Genomic DNA, 19410 nt, shown 5'->3' on the forward strand with positions numbered 1-19410 from the left:
GACTCAAGTGGCGGGGGTTGCAGCGAAACCCGGGCGAGGGATCTTGCCCATCAGCATGCACGAAAGGCCTCCGTTGACTTCGATCTCGCTGCCGGTGACATAGGAAGCGCGTTCACTGAGGAGAAACAGCACCGCGTTGGCAATGTCCTCTGGCTTGCCGATGCGGCGAGTCGCGGTGAACGCTTCGCGGGCTTCGGTGATACCGGGATGATCGTAGTAAGGCGCAGTTAGGGCGGTCAGGATCATCCCCGGCGCAACGCAGTTGCTGCGCACGCCGTGCGGTCCCCATTCCACTGCGATCTGCTGCGACAACGCCGATACCGCAGCTTTGCTAGGCGTGTACGCGCCACTGTAGGGCTGTGGGTTGTGGGCTGCGATGGAGCTGATGTGCACGATGCTGCCTGCACCTGCGGTGCGCATCTGACGGCCGAACTCGCGTGCGCACAACAGATAGCCGTTGAGGTTGACCGCCAGCAGCGCATTCCAGTCGGCCAACTCGATCTCGGCCAGGTTCACTGAACGAAGGATGCCGGCGGCATTGATGAGGCAGTCTGTGCTCCCGAGTTCAAGGGCCACGGCTTGCGCGGCGGCTTTTACCTGGGCTTCGTCGGAGATGTCACACGTCAGGCTCAGACGTCGGCCTGGCAGGTGGGCCAGCGTCTCTTGCAGCATTTCGCAGCCTTGAACGTTGCGATCAAGCAACGCGACATGAGCCCCCACCTGAGCCAGAGCGGTGGCGATCGACGCGCCAATTCCGCTGGCTGCGCCGTTCACGACGCAGACCTTGCCCTTCAGGCCGAGCCAGTCATGAGTAGGGGTTAACAGTGAGTCGGTCGTTGTCATTGTAGATCTCCGAAAGGTGGGTGAATCACTCAACGCACAATGTGCGAACACTGCCAGCGTTGCGCTTCAGTGCTCGCTGGATAAGGACGAAGGCAGCGCAAACTGCACTTTTTCTTACTGTTGGCATGCCGCACAGAAGGCCCCGAGGGCGGATGTCGGGACGCAAGAGCGTGCGCAAAAAAAAGCCGCGACTAACTCGCGGCCGAGGGAGAACAAGGGTCAGTCGGCAACGATCGCATAGGTTTCGATCTCGACCTTCTGCCATGGGCGCAGCATCGAGTCGACCTGGATCAGGCTGCTGGCGGGACGAATGCCGTCGAATACTTCGCTGTGGGCCTTGGCAACCGTGGATGCGTCGTTGATATCCCGCAGGTAGACCACGGTGCGGACTACGTCTTCGACACTCATGCCGGCTTCGACCAGCACTTTTTTCACGGTGACGAGAATGGCCTGGGCTTGTTCAAAGGCGTTGCTGTGTTCGTAATCCGGTGACGCGCAAGTGCCCGAAATGTGCAAATGGTTGCCGACGCGCACGGCGCGCGAATAACCGAACACGGCTTCGTACTGACCGCCGGAAGAGATGTTTTGGCGTGCTGCTGTTTTGCTGGTCATGTCGAATCTCTTTAGAGGAAGGAGTGGCTGGCTGAATCTTTCACTCATGGGCTATAGATCCGGCCGGCCCGGGCCTTGGTCAGGCGATTTAGCGGATGTCGGCGCGCACTAGCGCATGAAAACGCCGCCAGCGATACACAACGACTCGCCCGTCACATAGGACGGCTTGGCGCTCAGTTGCCAGACCCAGTCAGCGATCTCTTCAACGCGTGCTGCGCGCTTCAGCGGAATCGACGCAATTGCCGCATCAATACGGCCACCGGCCCGGGTCCCCTCGGTGTCTACCCAGCCAGGCGCGAGGGCGTTGACCACGATGTTGTCGTCCGCCAGTTCGATCGCCAGCGAGCGGGTGATGGAAATCACTGCCGCTTTCGAGGCGCTGTACAGCAGCTGATTCTTGGAAACGGTGAAGGCGTCAACCGAGGCGAAGAATACAATCGCGCCACCGCCGGCCGCTTTCAAGTGGCGGGTGCCGATGCGGGCTATGTTCAGCGAACCCAACACGTTGATATCGAAAATCTTGCGGTAAAGCCCCTCGCTGTAGCTCTCCAGCGATGACGTCGGGAAAATGCCGGCCGCGTTGATGATTGCACGCAGGGGGGCTTTGCCATCCAGTGCGGCATCAACGGCACTGGTCAGCTCGCCTTCGCGAGTGATGTCGCCAACGACCGGGGTGAAGAGCGCACTGCCAGCCTGTTTGCTGGGGGTCAGGTCTACGGCGACGACATGCCAGCCTTCATCCTGAAAGCGCTGAGCGACGGCTTGGCCCATACCCGATGAGGTGCCGGTGATGATGACGCTTGAGTGGGGTGCGTTGTTCATGGTGAGTATTCCAGTCAGGCCAGTTGAGCAATCGGGGTGGCAGGTTGCAGCGCGAGTTCCAGCACATCCAGTTGACTCTGGGTCTCCTGGTAGTTGGCCAGCCATTCACGCTTGATGATGTCGATCCGCGATTCTGCTGGCTGCAGTCTGGCGAACTTCGCAGCCAGGCCTTTCATGCCGCTGGCGCGCAGTTTCAGGAAGCGCATCACCAGCCGGGTCTGATCGCAGTAGACCGGCCATTGCGGACCGCGCGGCGCGCCCATGCCGATGTAGAACAGGCCTTCCAGGCTGGTGGGCAAGGTCATTGCCGCCGTGCGTAGCGGAGCACCTTCACGCCACTCCAGCAGGCTTTCGTCCAGGAACGGGAAGCGCGTGTGGAAACCCGTGGCCCAGACGATGGTGTCGTAGTCACCCTGGCTGCCGTCGCTGAACGTAACGGTCTTGCCCGCGATGCGTTCGATGCCTGGGGCGACCTTGATCCGGCCGTGCTGAATCCAATACAGCAGCAACGTGTTGACCACAGGCGGTTGCTCGTCCAGATCGTAGGATTCAGGCGCAGGCAGTCCGGGATAGTTCTTGTGGGAACCCACGGTTGCCATGATGAGCATGTTCATCACCATGTTCTGCTGCTCGGGCGGCAGTTGCCCCAGGAAAGGCAGCTCGCCACGCGGTACGCCGAAAATGGTCTTGGGCTGGAACAGCTGGCCACGACGGATGACGATCGTGGTGTCCAGGCGAGCCTGAGCGGCGTCAACCGCAAGATCGCAACCGGAGTTGCCGAAACCGACGACCAGTACCTTTCCCTCGACCTGCTTGACGTTGCGGTACTCGCCGGAGTGGATCGAGATTCCTGTGAAACCCTTGACCACCTCAGGCACTTTGCAGTCCCAAAGGTGGCCGTTGGCAACCAGTACACCCGCATAGCGCTTGATGGTGCCGTCGCCCAGGGTGACTTCCCAGCCGGCTTCGCCTTTTTCGCCCAGGGGCAGCAGGCTGCGCACCTCGGTGTTGAAGGTGATTTTCTCGCGCAGGCCGAACGTGTCGGTGTACGCATTCATGTACGCCTTGACCTGATCCCGGCTTGGATACACCGGGTAGTCAGCAGGCATGGGAAAGCCATCGAAGCAGGAGCTGCTCTTCGGGGTAATGAGGTGCAGTGCATCGTAGTCGGTGTTCCAGTGCCCGCCGATGTCGGCGGACTTCTCGAAACAGTCCACGCTGAAACCGGCATCGATCATGGTCTTGAGCGCAGCCAGGCCTGCAGCGCCTGCTCCGATAATGCAGTAATGGAATTGAGTGGACATTGTTGACTCCCCATTCATCGAACGTTGGAAGCGCCTGTTATTGGCGTCCGTGGCTGGAGTATCCAGCTCGGCGAATGGGGGATGAATGGGTGAAACAGAGTGTTTCCTATAGGTCATCCCTATGGCTATTGCGCCTCCAGATGCGCATACAGCGCTTGAATGCGGCTCAAATGGCTGCGCATCAGGTTGATCAGCACCCGAGTAGGCGGAGAAATCGGCGTGTCATGGCGATGAATGAAACCAAATACCTCAAAAATGGGGGGGGTAATCGGCACCCAGCCGAGCCGGTCGGCGAAACCTGTCTGGTGAAGAATGGGGCGTGTGGCGATCACATCCCCGAGCCCTCTTGCCGCGAGTTCAAAACCTGTGACCTGGTGCTCCACTTCAATGATCGGGTCGAGCACTTCGCCGCCTTTGGCAGCCAGTTGAGCCAGTAGTCGGCGGATTGGGTCTGCCGTTCGCCAGCGTGCCTCGGTCAGGATCAGCGGGGCGACGGCAAGATCACTGATGGTCTTGGGGCCGGTCAGGTGATCGGGGTTCGCGCTGATATAGCCGACCTGCGCTGACCATACGGGCTCGCTGACAGCCAGATTCTGCTGTTTGATCGGCAGCATCACCAGGCCCGCCTCGATTTCGCCCTGGCTGACCAGCTCGGCGATCTCCGAGGAGTTGTAGCCTACGATCTTGATGCGCATATCGGGGTGCTGGGTGCGAAACTGCTCGATCAGGTCGGTCAGGAAGTAGAGGTGCGCGGTGCCGAACGTCCCGAAGCTGGCAACTCCTCCGGTCAGTTCCCGCACGGCCTGTACAGCCTCGTAACCTTGGCGGGCAGAGGTCACCATCCCTTGGGCAAACGGCTGCAATCGCCGTCCGGCCTCGGTGAGCACCAAGCGACGGTTGGTACGAATGAACACGTGGGTGCCCAGATGCTCTTCCAGGCGCAGGATCTGCTCGGACAGGGAAGGCTGGGCGATGTTCAGGCTCTCGGCGGCCTTGGAGAAAGTGCCATGCTCGATGGCGGTCAGGAAGTAGGTGAGCTGCTGTAACGTCATTGGAAACCATCAACCGTTTGGCGTTGAGTAATGACTGCATCAGCGCAGTCCATGGCGCGAGGCAGTGACCTCGGGCGAGCCGGTGAGCTTGTAACACGACAAACAGATGACGCGAAGTCCATTGGCAACACTAGTCGAGTCTGAGCGCCATGTGGCGAACTCAGCTCCAACGGCAGATGCGGAGCATACGTCAGTGACTGGATAAGCGTCACAGAGCATCTCCCGTTAGCCCTTTCCAGTGTCGGTCGGCACATCTGGCTTTATACAAGGCGTTCTCTCCATAGCTATCGCCTATAGCTTGCAACGTGAACCCGCGCTTCATCGGCAGGGTTTTTCCGTGCAAAGTCTGTGTCCTGCCGCAACGCTGTCTTCGTGTCTTTCAGACGTTTCAGACGTAGCCCTTATGGGCGCATGGCCTGAAGACGGCACAGTGTGCCTCCTGACTTCGTTTGAAGTCGGGACTGATTTACTCGGACATCAATGAGGGAGCTGGACGTGAACATCGGAGTCCCACGGGAGATCTGTACAGGTGAAACTCGGGTTGCTGCAACGCCGGAAACCATCAAAAAGCTCATTGGCCAGGGTCATAAGGTCACCGTCCAGTCAGGCGCCGGCATTACCGCCAGTGTCACGGACAGTGCCTATGAAGCGGCAGGTGCTTCAATCGGCAGCGCTGCCGATGCCTTCGGCGCCGAGCTGATCCTCAAGGTCGTCGCGCCCAGCGACAGTGAACTGGCTTTGATCAAGGCCGGTACTGTCGTCATCGGCATGCTTAACCCCTTCAACAACGAGATCATTGCCAAGATGGCCGAGTGCGGGATTACCGCTTTCGCCCTCGAAGCCGCACCACGGACTTCCCGTGCGCAGAGTCTCGATGTTCTGTCCTCGCAAGCAAACATCGCCGGTTACAAATCGGTGCTGCTGGCCGCGCATCACTATCCGCGCTTCATGCCGATGCTGATGACCGCTGCCGGGACCGTGAAGGCTGCCCGCGTGCTGATCCTCGGTGCAGGCGTTGCCGGTCTGCAAGCCATCGCCACGGCCAAACGTCTTGGCGCAGTGATCGAAGCGTCCGACGTTCGCCCTGCGGTGAAGGAACAGATCGAGTCGCTGGGTGCCAAGTTCGTCGACGTGCCTTACGAGACTGACGAAGAGCGCGAAGCAGCGGTCGGCGTGGGCGGTTACGCGCGTCCGATGCCTGCCAGCTGGATGCAGCGTCAGGCCGTTGCCGTTCACGAACGCGCCAAGCAGGCGGATATCGTGATCACTACCGCGCTGATTCCGGGCCGCAAGGCGCCGGTGCTGCTGAGTGCCGAAACCGTGTCGCAGATGAAGCCCGGCTCGGTGGTCATCGACCTGGCCGCGGCCCAGGGCGGCAACTGCCCGCTGACCGTGGCTGATCAAGTAGTGATCGAGCATGGCGTGACCATCGTCGGCCACACCAATCTGCCCGCATTGGTCGCTGCCGATGCTTCTGCTCTTTATGCACGCAACCTGCTGGACTTCCTGAAGCTGGTCTTCACCAAGGAAGGTCAGTTCGAGATCAACCTCGAAGACGACATCGTCGCTGCGTGCCTGATGTGCCGCGACGGTCTGATCGTCCGCAAGAACGGCTGAGGATAAAAACAATGGAAGACATGCTGATCTCCCACGGCGTTTATAACCTGATCATTTTCGTGCTGGCGATCTACGTCGGCTATCACGTGGTCTGGAACGTCACCCCTGCGCTGCACACCCCGTTGATGGCCGTGACCAACGCCATCTCGGCGATCGTCATCGTCGGCGCCATGCTGGCAGCTGCACTGACCGTCACCCCACTGGGCAAGACCATGGGCACCCTCGCCGTCGCACTCGCGGCGGTTAACGTGTTTGGTGGTTTTCTGGTTACCCGCCGCATGCTGGAAATGTTCAAGAAAAAGGCTGCTCCTAATAAGAGCCCAGCCAAAACTGAGGTGCCGAAGTAATGAGCATGAACCTCGTCACCCTGCTGTACCTCGTTTCGGCGATCTGTTTCATCCAGGCCCTCAAAGGCCTGTCGCACCCGACCACCTCCCGTCGCGGCAACCTGTTCGGCATGCTCGGCATGGGCCTGGCGGTGCTGACCACGATTGGCCTGGTGTTCAAGCTGGCTGCGCTGTCCACCGACGGCGCCAGCGCCGGTATCGGCTACATCATCGTAGGCCTTTTGGTCGGAGGCACTGCCGGCTCGATCATGGCCAAGCGGGTCGAAATGACCAAGATGCCAGAGCTGGTCGCCTTCATGCACAGCATGATCGGTCTGGCAGCGGTGTTCATTGCTATCGCGGCAGTAGTCGAACCTCAGTCGCTGGGCATCGTCGCGCATCTGGGCGACTCGATCCCGACTGGCAACCGTCTGGAGCTGTTCCTCGGCGCGGCGATTGGTGCGATCACCTTCTCCGGTTCGGTCATCGCCTTCGGCAAGTTGTCGGGCAAGTACAAGTTCCGCCTGTTTCAGGGCGCACCGGTACAGTTTCCCGGTCAACACAAGCTGAACCTGATCCTGGGTCTTGCCACGCTGTTCTTCGGACTGATGTTCATGTTCACCGGCAGCCTGTTCGCCTTCAGCGTCATGCTGATCCTGGCGTTCGTGATCGGTGTGCTGCTGATCATTCCGATTGGCGGCGCGGACATGCCGGTGGTCGTGTCGATGCTCAACAGCTACTCGGGCTGGGCAGCGGCCGGTATCGGCTTCTCGCTGAACAACTCGATGCTGATCATCGCAGGCTCCCTGGTGGGTTCGTCGGGTGCGATCCTGTCGTACATCATGTGCAAGGCCATGAACCGCTCGTTCTTCAACGTGATCGGCGGTGGTTTCGGTGGCGCGGCAGATGCGGGCGCAGCAGCAGGCAGCAAGGAAGCCCGCCCGGTGAAATCCGGTTCGGCTGACGACGCAACGTTCCTGCTGACCAATGCCGACACCGTGATCATCGTGCCGGGCTACGGGCTGGCGGTGGCACGCGCGCAACACGCGCTTAAAGAGCTGACCGAGAAGCTGACTCATCGGGGCGTGACCGTTAAGTATGCGATCCACCCGGTGGCCGGTCGTATGCCTGGCCACATGAACGTCCTGCTGGCCGAGGCCGAAGTGCCTTACGATCAGGTGTTCGAGATGGAAGACATCAACTCCGAGTTTGGTCAGGCCGACGTGGTGCTGGTGCTCGGCGCCAACGACGTGGTCAACCCTGCGGCGAAGAACGATCCGAAGTCGCCTATCGCCGGCATGCCGATTCTGGACGCCTTCAAGGCCAAGACCATTATCGTCAACAAGCGCTCGATGGCCAGCGGCTATGCCGGTCTGGACAACGAACTGTTCTACCTGGACAAGACCATGATGGTTTTCGGTGACGCCAAGAAAGTCATCGAAGATATGGTCAAGGCTGTCGAGTAACCGGCCCGGTAAATGTTGTGGATTTAGCAGCTCCCCACTCGGGATTAGGGGGCGACCGTACTCGGCGCCTAATCCCGGCTGCCAACGGGCCTTCTAGGATGTTTCCATGCTAGGGGTAATGTTTCAGCACATGCGTGCTTATATGATCAGGGCCAGATGACCGCTTTGGCCGGTTAGCGACGGTCTGACTTCGACCGTCGCTATGCATGGTCAAACCTCAGTCTGTTCCGCCATCTCCAGGGCGTCATCGACCTCAATCCCAAGGTATCGAACAGTGCTCTCCAGCTTCGTATGGCCGAGCAGCAACTGAACCGCCCGCAGGTTCTTCGTCCTGCGATAGATCAGTGATGCCTTCGTACGTCTCATTGTGTGTGTGCCATACATGGCTGGATCAAGGCCCACGGCTTTCACCCAGCCTTTGACGATACGAGCGTATTGACGAGTAGATAGATGGTCTGAAGTATGCAGCCGGCTAGGAAAAAGGTAGTCCTCGCTGCGTAGCTGGGCCTGATGTATCCAGGCCCCGAGAGCAGATCGTGTTTGCTCAGTGATCTCAAACTGCACAGGCCGCTGCGTTTTCTGCTGCATCACCATGGCTCGTGATGATAAGTGCTCGCCATGAGCAACATCGCGCACGCGGAGCTTGGTTAAGTCGCAGGCTCGAAGCTTGCTGTCGATGGCCAGATCGAAGAGAGCCAGATCTCGGGTTCTTTCCGCAATTTGAAGCCTTACTCGGATGGCCCAGATATCTCTCAGTCGGAGTGGGGTCTTCTGCCCGACCAGTTTTCCTTTGTTCCAGGGCTGACGTCTGCAGGTGGCGATGATGTTCATGACAAGTCCTCCACGTGTGGAAGGACAAGGATGGCTAATCGGAGCAACGGTCGCTAACCGGCCTGGAGCGGCCAGTCATGAAGGGTAGTAAATGACCAGTACTGGGCGGTTCGAGTAAAGAAACGAATCTGTGTTCTTCTCTCGCTCCCAGCCTAATGTTCACACCCACAGCGGCGCAATCGAAGCGAAGAGCAGAGCCCCCAGAAACCTGTTCAACAGTCGCCACTGCCTTTCGGTTTTCAGCGCGCGCGCCAGCACTACCCCGGCGACGCACCAGAGCGCGAGCGACGCCATCGACAACACGGCGAATACGAGGCCGAGCAATACGGCCAAGCCTTCTGCGCTGTGGGTCAGGGAAGCAAATGAGGCGGCGGCACTCAGAGTCATCGCCCAGGCCTTGGGGTTCTGCCAGAGCAGGCCGATCCCACCGATAAACCGCGATGGTTTCTGCGTAACGGCCGCTTTACCGGGCTGGCCGCGCAGCGCGATCTGCACGGCAAGCCAGAACAGATAGAGCGACCCCAGCAGCTTCATAGCCAGTTGCAGCGCCGGCACCGCTAGAATCAGCCCGCCCAGGCCAAGCGCAGCCGCCACGGCCATGCTGGCCAGGCCGAACGAGATACCGGACAATAACGGAAACGAACGCCACCAACCGAAGGTGGCGCCAGAAGCAGTTGCCAAGGTGGTGGCGCCGCCGGGACTGATGGTGGCGACCAGCACAAACAGAACAAGTGGCAAATAGGCGTCGAGCATGCTGAAAATTTCCTTGGGTGAGAATCGACTAGATAGACAATCTGCCTCTAGTATGGAAACTAATATTAAGAATTCTCAGGATTACAAACTGTAATGGCCAAGGCTCTACGCACCTTCGATCTGGTATTGCTACGCACCTTTGTGGTCGTTGCCGAACGACGCAGCATGACCGCCGCCGCCAACTCCCTGCACCTCACCCAAGGTGCCGTCAGCCAGCAGATCCGCAAGCTGGAAGAGCTGCTGGGCGAGTCACTATTCATTCGCCAGCGGCCCGGCATCCGGCTCTCGCCGCTGGGCGAGCGACTGATCGCCAAGGCGCGCCAGATGCTTGCGCTCAACGACCAGCTTTGGACGGAGCTGCACGGCAATCCCGTGCAAGGCATCGTGCGCCTCGGCGTGCCTTATGACCTGGCCGGCACCTGGATAACGCCGGCGCTCAGAGCGTTTATGGCCACCTATCCGCAGGTAGAACTGTCAATAAAATGCGGCGCTTCGCCCGAGCTGATACAAGCCACTGTCAACGGCGAACTGGATGTGGCAATTGCCGAAGAAGTAGTCGAGCAGGCAAGCGGCGAATGCCTGTCCATCGAGCGCCTGGTCTGGGCGGGTGCCAAGGGCGGCGCGGCGTATCTGAGGTCGCCGTTACCCGTCTCAATGGTCGCCGAAACCTGCGTATTTCGCTCGCCCGTTATTGCCGCGTTGCAGGCCCAGGACCGGCCTTGGAAAACCCTGTTCGAAAACGGCAGCCTGGAGGCCACGATTACCATGGTCAGAATCGACCTTGCGGTGTCCGTATGGTTGCAGTCCACGCTGCCCAGCGGCCTCGACATCCTGCCACCAGACGCCGCGCTACCCGAGCTGGTCCCCATAGCCATTACGTTGCACCGCGCCACGACATCGCAAAGTGCCGCGAGTGAGGAGCTGATTCGGCATATTCGAGCGCATCGTGCGGGAGGTTGATGCGGGGAGAGCTCAAGCGATTGGTGGCGGGTTTATTTTCCAGCCTGAATGTCCGTTGTTGGCCGATAGCGGCCGTCTAACAACGGTAGCCGTTCATCGTTAGCTGTCGCTTATCGTATTGGAGAACGCGCCCCAGATTCAGGAAAGCATGAGAGGCAGCCACGCACTGAGGGCAATCGGTCCCACTCTGGCCTTCCCCCTCTACCAATGCTTAGCGAGTCCCAGGTGCCGGGATAGTTTTAGAGATAGACGGATCATCACATAGAAATAAAATCCTGACGGATCAGATAGTTAAAAACTTTTTCGACTCTTGATGCCGCACCAGACAAAACAAGGGCTCGCAGAAATGCGGGCCCTTCGTTTTTACGTCTCACGTACAATTGCACGTACAAAAAACGCTATGACTGGTTGCTGATCGAAGTTATCCACAGTCGATCTCGACCACCCCTCTAAAGCCACTTCGCACCTGCTCACACCCATCACGGCGTCCTGCCGACATCACACACTCCTCTCATTTCGAGCACCACCAAGGGCGATTTGGCACATCGGCTCCTCGTTCACAAGCCCGTAAGCCGCATCGGCGTAAAGCAGAATTTCTAGCAACTCCTCTTCGTCGACAAGGCCTACGCGGTGCAGCGCTTCGGCGTGGCCATGCCAGCGTTCAAGGGCGGATTCACGCCGCGCCGCACTTCCCGTATCGCGCTTCTCGTCGTCCATGTTCAGTTCCTCGCGTGATCGCGGATGCTGTGCGTTACTACACCCCAGATATCAAAGTCGTCCCCTTCCATGATGAAACGGTCGGGGTATTTTCTGTTTGCCGAGCGCAGCACCGTGTGACAGCTCACAAAGGCGAGGTACTTGACCAGCGGTTGCTGATTGACGACGCCGATGATGACCTGCCCGGCCTTGGCGTCGATCCCCTTGTCCACAATCAGCAGGTCACCACAGAAGATGCCCGCCCCCTCCATGCTGTCGCCCTCAACCTTCACCAGGTAAGTGCCCGGCGCGCGGATGTTCAGGAGCTCATCCAGTGAAAGGTCCAGGTGGTCAGGCGCCGTGTCGTCATTCAAAGCGGCACCACCACGACTGGAAGTAGAACGCCTCTTCGATCTGCTCGATGCCGGAAATAATAAGGCCCTGGGTACCCATGCTCGTCACGCTGGCATCGAGAAGCCTTGGCAAAGCATCCCGCGCGTGGCCGACGCTGTTCAAAATGAAGGCTTCCCGGGTAATGCGGCCGAGGGCGGAGCACTGAGACTCAACGATCTGCACGTCGCCTTTGAACGGCGGGAGCTTGCTGAGCTGGTCTTTCGGCACTGCGACACCCATCTGGCGGCGCGGAGTGATCAGGACGTACATGGGAAGTCTTCGCTTGAAATGACTGTATATGCGTACAGTTAACTAAGCGCGAGGATTTTGGTCAACACTGTATAAGCCGATTTGCGACAGGTGACCTTATGTGCGGACGCTACTCGATCTACGAGCCAATGGACCACTACCTCAAGACGCTTGCTCCAGAGCAGTTAGTCATCAATGGATACGACCTTTGGCCGATCGAGCGATACAACGTCGCGCCGACGACTCGCGTCGAGATCATCAGACCGACCGGTGACGGCCTGAGTGTGGACAAGGCGCGTTGGGGATGGTCGCCATTTTGGGCGAAAGGTGAAGGGAAGCGCCCCGCCCCGATCAATGCCAGGGTCGAAACGGTGATGACAGGGAAGTACTTCAAGCAGCTCTGGCCGACCGGCCGGGCCCTGGCTCCAGCCAATGGCTGGTTTGAATGGGTCAAGGATCCTAACGATCCGAAGAAGAAACAGCCCTAATTCATCAGGCTGAAAGAGGAAGGCCCGATGTTTTTCGCCGCACTGGCGGAGGTGCATCAGGGGCTTGAGCCGGCCCCGCAGGACGGTTTCGTGATCATCACCGCCGAAAGCGACCAAGGCATGGTCGACATCCACGATCGGCGGCCGGTGGTGCTGAGCCCAGAGCACGCCCGGGAATGGGTGGATCCCGAAACGACGCCAGAGCGCGCCGCCGAGATCGCAAAGGAGTGCTGCAGGCCGACGGAGGAATTCACCTGGTTTGAGGTAAGCAGGGATGTTGGAAACGTCCGAAATCAGGGCGAGCACCTGATAAAGCCGTCAAAGCCTAATCCCAGTTCATGATCACCAGCTCACCTGTCACCGCGGCTTTTCCGGTTCTAGGGTTTGCAGTGCTGTACCTGATACTCAGCTCCTGCATCCGAAAGCCCGCGAACACCTCGCGGATGTCGGGGTGGTCATTGATGCTGACCATCACCTTCCCTTGGCACCTGCGCATGAAATCGGCCATCGCCTGATACTCGTCGAGTCCGAAATCCGTCCCGTACCCTTGGGTCTGCCAGTACGGCGGATCCATGTAATGGAACGTGTGGGGCCGATCGTATTTTTCAGCGCACTTCAGCCAGGGCAAGTTCTCCACGTAGGTGCCCGCCAGACGCTGCCAGGCATCCGAGAGCGTTTCCTCGATGCGCAGCAGGTTGATCGGGCGTCCAGTGGTGGCGGTACCGAAGGTCTGGCCGGTTGCTTTCGCGCCGAAGGCGTGGTGCTGCAGGTAGAAGAACCGGGCGGCGCGCTGGATGTCAGTCAACGTTTCCGGCCGGGTCATCTTCTGCCACTCGAAAATCTGACGTGAGCTGAGCGCCCACTTGAACTGGCGTACGAATTCCTCGAGGTGGTTCTGCACAACCCGGTACAGGCTGACCAATTCACCATTGATGTCATTCAAGACCTCGACCTTTGCGGGCTCCGGCCTTTTGAAATAAAGCGCTGCGCCGCCGGCGAACACTTCAACGTAGCAATCATGCGCTGGGAAAAGCGCGAGCAACGGTTTTGCAAGGCGACGTTTGCCGCCCATCCACGGAACAATCGGGTTGGTCATTATGCAAGCCTTTACTGTATGGATAAACAGGTGCTAGGCTCGCCGCGCTTTGTGCACAGAGCGGGAGCCTTGGCTGGACTTGCAGGGATAGTCTGCGGTTCGGTGGCCAGCCTGGATGTTGACGCATCCTGCTGGCCGCTCCTTTGTGTGTTGCGAAGTACTAATTCTCGGTCGTGATTCCATCCATAAACCACGACCTCATCAACATGCCCGCAGCTGTAAGGCAGAAGCTCGATCAACTGCTGTCCACCCTCAACCGCGCCAGTAACTACGATGATGCAGAGCGCGCCGGGATTCGGGCGGAAAGCTTCGTGCCAGAAGGCGAGCGGTTGAAAGCGCTGCAGCCAGCGTCGATCGATACGCTCTACCTTGTGACTGAGCAGTCCGTCGAGTCACGTACCGGCTAGGTTGCAGTGCAGGCCTGCCATCCGCACAATCGCCGCCCAGCGCTGATGTCGGCGGCTGTGCGAACGAAGTTCTTTCAGCAAGAACACCGATTATCGAGGTGATATGCAGACTGGATCGGAAACTGTCATGCTCCAAGCCGAACTTTTCATCCATGAGATACAGACGGCTTCTTCGCTTGAGACCGCCGAACTGGACACCCTTCGCGCGGGCGCCTATCTGACGCAAGCACTGGCCGGCAGACTTATCAGCAGGGAGGAGTTTGACCTACTTTCCCGCGCTGTAGGCGAGAGTCTGCGTGACTGGCGCCCTCCACCGGTCGACGAACACGCACCGCATCGCGGTGATCTACCGTAGAGGTCGAACGTTTGGCATTCTTCCGCCTACGAAGCGAACGCGGCTCTGGGCATGCTGGATGATTCAAAAAATGTACATAGCAGACGCGCTGGCATGGAAAAGCAAAAATAGCAAAGGGCACGGATGGTATTAGGATCAACCCGGACGATGGATCAGAGTTGAAATACTGGTCAAATAAGTTTGGAGTGACGAAACAAGAAATCCTTACCGCCGTCGGCGAAGTAGGTGATTCCTCAACCGCAGTCACGAACTATTTTAAACCCCATCGCTGAACTTCGTATTTTCGCATGAGGCAATCGCGTTACTCTTTCGTTATCGGTAACGCTTGCTCGACTAATTCCGCAAGGCGGTCTTCGAAAGCCCGCCTATAGGCTTCAGCCAGCAGAGTGAACTGCGCCGGGCTAATGGCGTTCACCAGCCCGAGGCCCGTGCCCACCCCGAGCGCGCGGCCATGGGCGTGGGTCAAATGAATGAGAGTATCCGCAGCCCAGATGCGTTCCAGACACATTTGTAGCCCCTGTTCGAGGCAGTGGTTTAGCCGCAATGCCCGAAGGATACGTTGCGGATCAGAGGCCGAATTAAGCAGGCGGTAGGCCATAAAGCTTTTCCTGTGCCAGTGAAGTCGGAACTGCGTTTACACAGCGTCAGGGAATACCGGCAACCAGCTTGCCCCAAAGCAGCCTGTGAAGGAAGTTCAGACCTTTCGAATACCGATCTGGCCGACCTTAACCCTCGAATCAAGCGCGATGCCTGCAGCCAGGTACAGGCCCATCCTCCAACTGATCACCGTCTCGGTCGCGTCGAAACTACAGCGCTGAGTCTCCAGCGCGCCCTTCCAGTTCGCAGGCAGAGTGAACGGCTCCTGGTATTTATCCATCGAGCGGTAATACACGAGAGACGAGCTTCCGCCGACCGGCTTGGTGATGATCAGCTCAGCTTCCCATCCCAAAATGCCCCGGGAGGTGCCCACGATTTCCGGCGCGGCCACCATCTCGATCACATCACCCACCGCCAGATTGCTCAGGGTCACGTTCGCTGTGGGCTGAACGTAGATGTATCCGCCAGCGGCTGCCATGGTTCCGCTGAGCTCAATGCACTGAGCCTCACCATACGCGGCGGGCTCTTTGTACCAGCGCGTCGCCACACCCGCCAGGCCGGAGCCCGAGGCTTTGTAACTGTCCGCCAGCGCCGAACCGGCTACCGGGTTCACTGATGCGTTGATTGCGCCACCAGTGCCGACGAGCAGGGGATTTAAATTAAGGCAGCCGAACGGGCGGATCGCCGAGTACAGATCGGCGGCGTCCATCGGCAGCGGCACGCCGAAGAACTCAAAATTGGCATTGATGATCGGCACGCAGCGGGATTGGATGAAGTCGGCGCCGATCAGGTTCGGATGGAGATCATCGACGGTCATGTCCTGTGTGAACCCGTCCCAAATATTGACCACCGGTACGAACTGTCGGACGTAGCCCAGCACCCAGTCCTTGTAGGCGATCGCGTCCGTCAGCGCCTGGCCGGACAGCGCCTTGGTGCCGAATCGCGGCGTGCCGGTACCGACGATCAGGTACTTGCCGGGCGTGTTCTGGAATGCGGTGATCGCCTTCATCACGTTAGCCTTGCTGTCGGCCAGCGTCATGCCTGGCGTCGTGCTGTCGTTGGTGCGCGATAGCAGCATCCACAAATCGGCAGTGGCAGAAGTCAGACAAGCCGGAAGCCGCGCCATAAACTGCCCAGTGTGGTCGCCGACCTTCCCCTGATTGTCCAGGTAGCTCGGGAACAGACCGGTCTTGGCCGCGATCGCACCAGCGTAGCCGTAAGCTTCGGTGCCGTACGCTTTGGGGTCAACCGTGTGGCAGTTCGCGCTAAAACTGTCACCAAGCAAGCCCAGACCGCGACGGATGCGGCGGCGAGGTACCGCAGTGCTGATGAGCAGACTCATGACGAAATCTCAAATACGGCGCCGCCAACTGGCGTAAAGCGTGTTTGCGAATACCCAAGATCGAGACGCCAGGCGCCGTCCTGGGCGAACACATCAGACACAACCCAATCAGCGCCCACCTGCTTTTCGACCTTCACGCTTCCACCGTTTGCTTTGACGGCGAGCGTTACCGGCGCCAGGCTCGCCGGGGCAATGTATTGCTGAGATTGCATCTTCATCTCCTAATTTGAATCATGCTGAGAGCCAATCGGTGGGCGGCCGATTAAGGTACGTCGCGGAAGAAAACGTGGTTGCCCAGTTTCAGCGTTCGCTTCGCCTTGGCGGCCCAGTCCGGCGGCTTAGGCATGGTGGTCGCGTAATAGTGGGTCGCCCCGCCGGTGGGGTCCGGCACTTTGCCGTCGATCACCTGGTCAGCAGCAATTCGGCACTGCGCCAGCTCGCGGAAAGGGATTGCGCGCGCGCCGCTCAGGAACTGATAGTTCGGATCGTTCCGGTTCCAGCAGCTGAACTGGTACGGCTTCTGGCACACGCCGGCGTAACCCTCCCCCCACCACGACTTGTCCCTGCCGTCGTCCACGCGATTGCGGATCGTCCAGGCCACGGCCACCATCCCGGCTAGGCCCTCGCCGCGCGCTTCGCCCCACAGGGTGCGCGCCAGCACATCACGATCTTTCTCGGTCACGGTCATGCGGTTTTCTCCAGGCGTAAAAAAGCCCGCATATGGCGGGCATTGGTCGGCGGCTGATTAGGCCGAGGCGGAAGGGTCCGGGGCTGCGGGCGTCTCGGGTACCGCCTTCGATGTGATCGTGACCTTCGCGGAGTAGGTGTTGAGCAGCTGGGCAGTCCGAATTAGGGACTGAGGGAAGGCCTGCAGGATCTCGCGGGCCTTGGCGTCAGCTTCGTCAGCGGTCGCGTATTCAACCTGATTGTTCGGATCGAAAGCGTTGCTGCCGTTGATGATAATAAAGGGCATTTGATTCTCCAACTTGGTTTCAGGTATGTGTCTTACAACTTTAGTTAAAAGGGAATGGCAAGTTATCCGTTCTGATGACCAGCGCAGTGGGGTATCTGTCAGTAGCAAGTTGTTCAATCGTTGGTGTGATTGACTGATTAGTATTAGCCCGTAGTTCGGTTGTCGCTGCAGCTGTGCCGAACATGAAGCTAATGCCGCCGACTCGGCCGTAGGCGCCTTCAGACATACCGACAATTTGCAGTGACGGTTGCGTCCACCACGCTCTGCATAATCTCGCATAGTTCAAAAATGCAGCGTATTCGATGCCCGCAGGTAGAGCTACGTCAGCAACATAGTGCCAGATCGGCGATTTGCCGTTATCCCACGACTGAATAGCTTGCCAAGAGCCCCCGGCGATGGGATTCAGCCATCTGCGGTAGGCATCCGGATTTGCGGGAGCTGGCGTCTGGATGGAGTAAAGCACGTTGAGCGGTGGCTGAAGCGAATTGAAAGATATGCTGCCGTCAGCTCTACGAGTTTTCAGCCAAGGCTTGTTCCCTGGCACGTTGTCAGACATCAGATCGAAGACATAAGCCTTTGTATTCTGGTCACCTCCGTTATAAAAAAACTTGATTGTATTTCCTGAGCGATAAGTTCCTGCGAGCTGTCCCTTTCCCACGATGAAACAAATAGGGTTTATTGCGTTGTTAACAGTAATGGAAAACATCTGCTCGCCGGACACACCGGAGCCGGGATTATAATTTCTCCCGTTATCGGGGTCCGCACTGTCGGCCCGAAGGTAATATCTATACCAGCGCTCATCAGGTGTTAGATATGCACTTTTTACAAGACCATGTGTGATGTACTGCGTATCAAACAACGCCGTGCCGTCAGGCTTTCTTACAATTAACCCCGCCATTAGTAATACCCATAGAAGATCCGGCAATTAGCTGCAAAGTAGCCCCAGCCATTCGGATTAAAAGAGTAAGCCCAGCTCAGCGTATTGCCGGATAGCGTAACAGCGGGCTTCTTTCCTTTCTCACGCTGCAGGTCAACCAGCGGGACGACCACGTAGTACATTGTTTTACCAGCAGGCGGTGACGGCAGCGCTGCACTGCCATCCGCCCCGTTGGTATCAACTGAACCCATGTTCTGGCTGATCCTCATCGTCATGTCGAGGATCACCTGCCCGGCCTGGTTACGAATGATCAGCCCGGCCATTAGAGCGACAGCTCCAGCATGACGACACCTCCGGAAACCGCGAATAGGCCGTCTTCCCGAAGGAGCATGTACTTACCCTGAGTGGCCTTGTTCTGCATCGTGATCTGCCCTGTGTTGAAGTCCAGCGACATCACCGGCTGCCCATAGTTGGTGAACGTGGAGGAGTAGACCCCCTGGCCAATGAGCGCATTCGCGATCGTCGCCTTCTTGATAACCGCGTCAGCGATGAAAACCTGACCATTCTCAATGATGAACGGCGATGTCACTGTCCCGCCGTTGTTCAAGTCTGCCGATCCGTTCAAAACGGCGAACTGCCCGGCATTGACAATGAACTGAGATTGCACCGCGCCGCTGGCATTGCTCAGGCCCACGCCAAAACCGGCCGTGAAGTATCGCCCGTCACTGGTGATCCCCATTTTTACGACGTATGAGGAAGAGACCTTGCCAGAGGTATCGGCGATAACGCTGGCCTGTGTTTGCAGCGCCGCTCCCTGATTGCCGACAACGGTGTTCAGGTTGTTGATCTGCGAGGCCTGAGACGTGATCGTGTCGCCTTGTGACGTAACGGTCGTCTGAAGCGAGTTCAGTGCGGACGAACTGGCCTTAGTTGCGAGGCCGTTGCTGCCATTGTTTACCGTGCTTTCCAGCGACGTGATCCGGGAAGCGCTGCTGGTGGTTGTACCCTCAACTTTCGTGACGCGAGTTGTCAGCGTGTCGAGTGCTGAAGCGCTGGCCTTTGTTGCCAGCCCAGTGGCGGTGTTGTTGATTGTCGACTCAAGCGTCGTTGTCCGCGCGGCCGTGCTCGTTAAATTGCCTTCTGCGCTGGTAACGCGGTTGGTAAGTGCGTCCAGCGCGGAACTGCTTGCAGAGACGCCAGCTCGACCAATAACAATCCAGTCGACGTCGAAAGCGCTGCCGTTAGAGTTTCCGAGATCGAATCGCAGCGATGCGATCGTGCTAGTCAGCCAGTCGTTGCCGCCTGCGGTCAGCGCCGCCATGTCGTACTCGAGAACAGCCGAAGCCCCGAC

Annotated in this window: 25 protein-coding genes and 1 pseudogene; 7 read left to right on the top strand and 19 right to left on the bottom strand. The window is 58.6% G+C overall.

Features of this window, described 5'->3' with window-relative positions; genetic code table 11:
* Positions 1 to 3: 3 nt before the first annotated feature.
* The 5 genes from QWI20_RS06615 to QWI20_RS06635 form a co-directional block, all read right to left on the bottom strand.
* Positions 4 to 843: an SDR family NAD(P)-dependent oxidoreductase gene (locus QWI20_RS06615; RefSeq protein WP_369304753.1), complete on the bottom strand. Its 840-nt coding sequence runs from the start codon at positions 841 to 843 to the stop codon at positions 4 to 6.
* Between the two features lie 219 nt (positions 844 to 1062).
* Positions 1063 to 1455 (bottom strand): Rid family hydrolase, encoded by a 393-nt coding sequence (locus QWI20_RS06620; protein ID WP_369304754.1) that lies wholly within the window; start codon positions 1453 to 1455, stop codon positions 1063 to 1065.
* A gap of 108 nt (positions 1456 to 1563) precedes the next feature.
* Positions 1564 to 2277 carry an SDR family NAD(P)-dependent oxidoreductase gene (locus QWI20_RS06625; RefSeq protein ID WP_369304755.1) on the bottom strand — a complete coding sequence of 238 codons (714 nt, stop codon included), beginning with the start codon at positions 2275 to 2277 and terminating at the stop codon, positions 1564 to 1566.
* A gap of 14 nt (positions 2278 to 2291) precedes the next feature.
* Positions 2292 to 3581 carry a flavin-containing monooxygenase gene (locus tag QWI20_RS06630; RefSeq protein ID WP_369304756.1) on the bottom strand — a complete coding sequence of 430 codons (1290 nt, stop codon included), beginning with the start codon at positions 3579 to 3581 and terminating at the stop codon, positions 2292 to 2294.
* A 125-nt stretch (positions 3582 to 3706) separates the two neighbouring features.
* The gene (locus QWI20_RS06635) at positions 3707 to 4633 is read right to left on the bottom strand and encodes a LysR family transcriptional regulator (protein ID WP_369304757.1); all 927 of its coding nucleotides are present in this window, start codon (positions 4631 to 4633) and stop codon (positions 3707 to 3709) included.
* Between the two features lie 495 nt (positions 4634 to 5128).
* Here QWI20_RS06635 and QWI20_RS06640 point away from each other — a divergent pair, with 495 nt between their 5' ends.
* The 3 genes from QWI20_RS06640 to QWI20_RS06650 are packed head-to-tail and all read left to right on the top strand — an operon-like array spanning position 5129 to position 8042.
* The gene (locus QWI20_RS06640) at positions 5129 to 6250 is read left to right on the top strand and encodes a Re/Si-specific NAD(P)(+) transhydrogenase subunit alpha (RefSeq protein WP_369304758.1); all 1122 of its coding nucleotides are present in this window, start codon (positions 5129 to 5131) and stop codon (positions 6248 to 6250) included.
* Positions 6251 to 6261: 11 nt separating this feature from the next.
* Positions 6262 to 6597, top strand: coding sequence for an NAD(P) transhydrogenase subunit alpha (locus QWI20_RS06645; protein WP_299611303.1), 336 nt, complete (start codon positions 6262 to 6264; stop codon positions 6595 to 6597).
* The gene (locus QWI20_RS06650; RefSeq protein WP_369304759.1) at positions 6597 to 8042 is read left to right on the top strand and encodes an NAD(P)(+) transhydrogenase (Re/Si-specific) subunit beta; all 1446 of its coding nucleotides are present in this window, start codon (positions 6597 to 6599) and stop codon (positions 8040 to 8042) included. Before QWI20_RS06645 ends, QWI20_RS06650 begins: the two co-directional genes overlap by 1 nt.
* Before the next feature lie 210 nt (positions 8043 to 8252).
* On the opposite strand, the gene QWI20_RS06655 is transcribed toward QWI20_RS06650, so the two are convergent.
* Together QWI20_RS06655 and QWI20_RS06660 are read right to left on the bottom strand one after the other, a co-directional pair.
* Positions 8253 to 8873 carry a tyrosine-type recombinase/integrase gene (locus tag QWI20_RS06655; RefSeq protein WP_369304760.1) on the bottom strand — a complete coding sequence of 207 codons (621 nt, stop codon included), beginning with the start codon at positions 8871 to 8873 and terminating at the stop codon, positions 8253 to 8255.
* A gap of 159 nt (positions 8874 to 9032) precedes the next feature.
* A complete protein-coding gene (locus tag QWI20_RS06660) occupies positions 9033 to 9626 on the bottom strand; it encodes a LysE family translocator (RefSeq protein ID WP_369304761.1) in 594 nt (197 codons plus the stop codon).
* A 93-nt stretch (positions 9627 to 9719) separates the two neighbouring features.
* Here QWI20_RS06660 and QWI20_RS06665 point away from each other — a divergent pair, with 93 nt between their 5' ends.
* A complete protein-coding gene (locus QWI20_RS06665; protein WP_369304762.1) occupies positions 9720 to 10586 on the top strand; it encodes a LysR family transcriptional regulator in 867 nt (288 codons plus the stop codon).
* Between the two features lie 498 nt (positions 10587 to 11084).
* Here QWI20_RS06665 and QWI20_RS06670 read toward each other — a convergent pair whose 3' ends face one another.
* From QWI20_RS06670 to QWI20_RS06680, 3 genes are read right to left on the bottom strand one after another with little or no spacing between them, the layout of a single operon-like run.
* On the bottom strand, positions 11085 to 11303 hold the full coding sequence (locus tag QWI20_RS06670) for a hypothetical protein (RefSeq protein ID WP_369304763.1): 219 nt from the start codon (positions 11301 to 11303) through the stop codon (positions 11085 to 11087).
* A 2-nt stretch (positions 11304 to 11305) separates the two neighbouring features.
* On the bottom strand, positions 11306 to 11656 hold the full coding sequence (locus QWI20_RS06675; protein WP_369304764.1) for a LexA family protein: 351 nt from the start codon (positions 11654 to 11656) through the stop codon (positions 11306 to 11308).
* Positions 11649 to 11945 carry a hypothetical protein gene (locus QWI20_RS06680; protein ID WP_133773017.1) on the bottom strand — a complete coding sequence of 99 codons (297 nt, stop codon included), beginning with the start codon at positions 11943 to 11945 and terminating at the stop codon, positions 11649 to 11651. Before QWI20_RS06680 ends, QWI20_RS06675 begins: the two co-directional genes overlap by 8 nt.
* A gap of 98 nt (positions 11946 to 12043) precedes the next feature.
* On the opposite strand from QWI20_RS06680, the pseudogene QWI20_RS06685 reads away from it, so the two are divergent.
* Positions 12044 to 12754, top strand: a pseudogene (locus QWI20_RS06685) (SOS response-associated peptidase).
* On the opposite strand, the gene QWI20_RS06690 reads toward QWI20_RS06685, so the two are convergent.
* Positions 12738 to 13508, bottom strand: a complete 771-nt coding sequence (locus tag QWI20_RS06690; RefSeq protein ID WP_369304766.1) for a DNA adenine methylase — start codon at positions 13506 to 13508, stop codon at positions 12738 to 12740. The pseudogene QWI20_RS06685 and the gene QWI20_RS06690 overlap by 17 nt on opposite strands.
* A gap of 206 nt (positions 13509 to 13714) precedes the next feature.
* Between QWI20_RS06690 and QWI20_RS06695 the strand changes: the two genes are divergently transcribed.
* Both QWI20_RS06695 and QWI20_RS06700 read left to right on the top strand, forming a co-directional pair.
* Positions 13715 to 13915 carry a hypothetical protein gene (locus QWI20_RS06695; RefSeq protein ID WP_369304767.1) on the top strand — a complete coding sequence of 67 codons (201 nt, stop codon included), beginning with the start codon at positions 13715 to 13717 and terminating at the stop codon, positions 13913 to 13915.
* Positions 13916 to 14404: 489 nt separating this feature from the next.
* A complete protein-coding gene (locus QWI20_RS06700; protein WP_369304888.1) occupies positions 14405 to 14542 on the top strand; it encodes a DUF3606 domain-containing protein in 138 nt (45 codons plus the stop codon).
* 29 nt (positions 14543 to 14571) lie between these two features.
* Here QWI20_RS06700 and QWI20_RS06705 read toward each other — a convergent pair whose 3' ends face one another.
* The 8 genes from QWI20_RS06705 to QWI20_RS06740 form a co-directional block, all read right to left on the bottom strand.
* Complete coding sequence (locus QWI20_RS06705; RefSeq protein ID WP_369304768.1) at positions 14572 to 14868, bottom strand: hypothetical protein; 297 nt, start codon at positions 14866 to 14868, stop codon at positions 14572 to 14574.
* A 96-nt stretch (positions 14869 to 14964) separates the two neighbouring features.
* Positions 14965 to 16209: an SGNH/GDSL hydrolase family protein gene (locus QWI20_RS06710; RefSeq protein ID WP_369304769.1), complete on the bottom strand. Its 1245-nt coding sequence runs from the start codon at positions 16207 to 16209 to the stop codon at positions 14965 to 14967.
* On the bottom strand, positions 16206 to 16421 hold the full coding sequence (locus tag QWI20_RS06715) for a hypothetical protein (RefSeq protein ID WP_369304770.1): 216 nt from the start codon (positions 16419 to 16421) through the stop codon (positions 16206 to 16208). The genes QWI20_RS06710 and QWI20_RS06715 overlap by 4 nt, the downstream gene beginning before the upstream one ends.
* Positions 16422 to 16471: 50 nt before the next feature.
* Positions 16472 to 16897 (bottom strand): cell wall hydrolase, encoded by a 426-nt coding sequence (locus tag QWI20_RS06720; protein ID WP_369304771.1) that lies wholly within the window; start codon positions 16895 to 16897, stop codon positions 16472 to 16474.
* A 57-nt stretch (positions 16898 to 16954) separates the two neighbouring features.
* The gene (locus tag QWI20_RS06725) at positions 16955 to 17182 is read right to left on the bottom strand and encodes a hypothetical protein (RefSeq protein ID WP_369304772.1); all 228 of its coding nucleotides are present in this window, start codon (positions 17180 to 17182) and stop codon (positions 16955 to 16957) included.
* Positions 17183 to 17222: 40 nt separating this feature from the next.
* Positions 17223 to 18080 (bottom strand): hypothetical protein, encoded by an 858-nt coding sequence (locus QWI20_RS06730; RefSeq protein ID WP_369304773.1) that lies wholly within the window; start codon positions 18078 to 18080, stop codon positions 17223 to 17225.
* Complete coding sequence (locus QWI20_RS06735; protein ID WP_369304774.1) at positions 18080 to 18382, bottom strand: hypothetical protein; 303 nt, start codon at positions 18380 to 18382, stop codon at positions 18080 to 18082. The genes QWI20_RS06730 and QWI20_RS06735 overlap by 1 nt, the downstream gene beginning before the upstream one ends.
* Positions 18382 to 19380 (bottom strand): DUF1983 domain-containing protein, encoded by a 999-nt coding sequence (locus QWI20_RS06740; protein WP_369304775.1) that lies wholly within the window; start codon positions 19378 to 19380, stop codon positions 18382 to 18384. The genes QWI20_RS06735 and QWI20_RS06740 overlap by 1 nt, the downstream gene beginning before the upstream one ends.
* Positions 19381 to 19410: the final 30 nt, after the last annotated feature.

This window comes from Pseudomonas sp. W2-17 (assembly GCF_041060445.1).
Taxonomy (GTDB): domain Bacteria; phylum Pseudomonadota; class Gammaproteobacteria; order Pseudomonadales; family Pseudomonadaceae; genus Aquipseudomonas.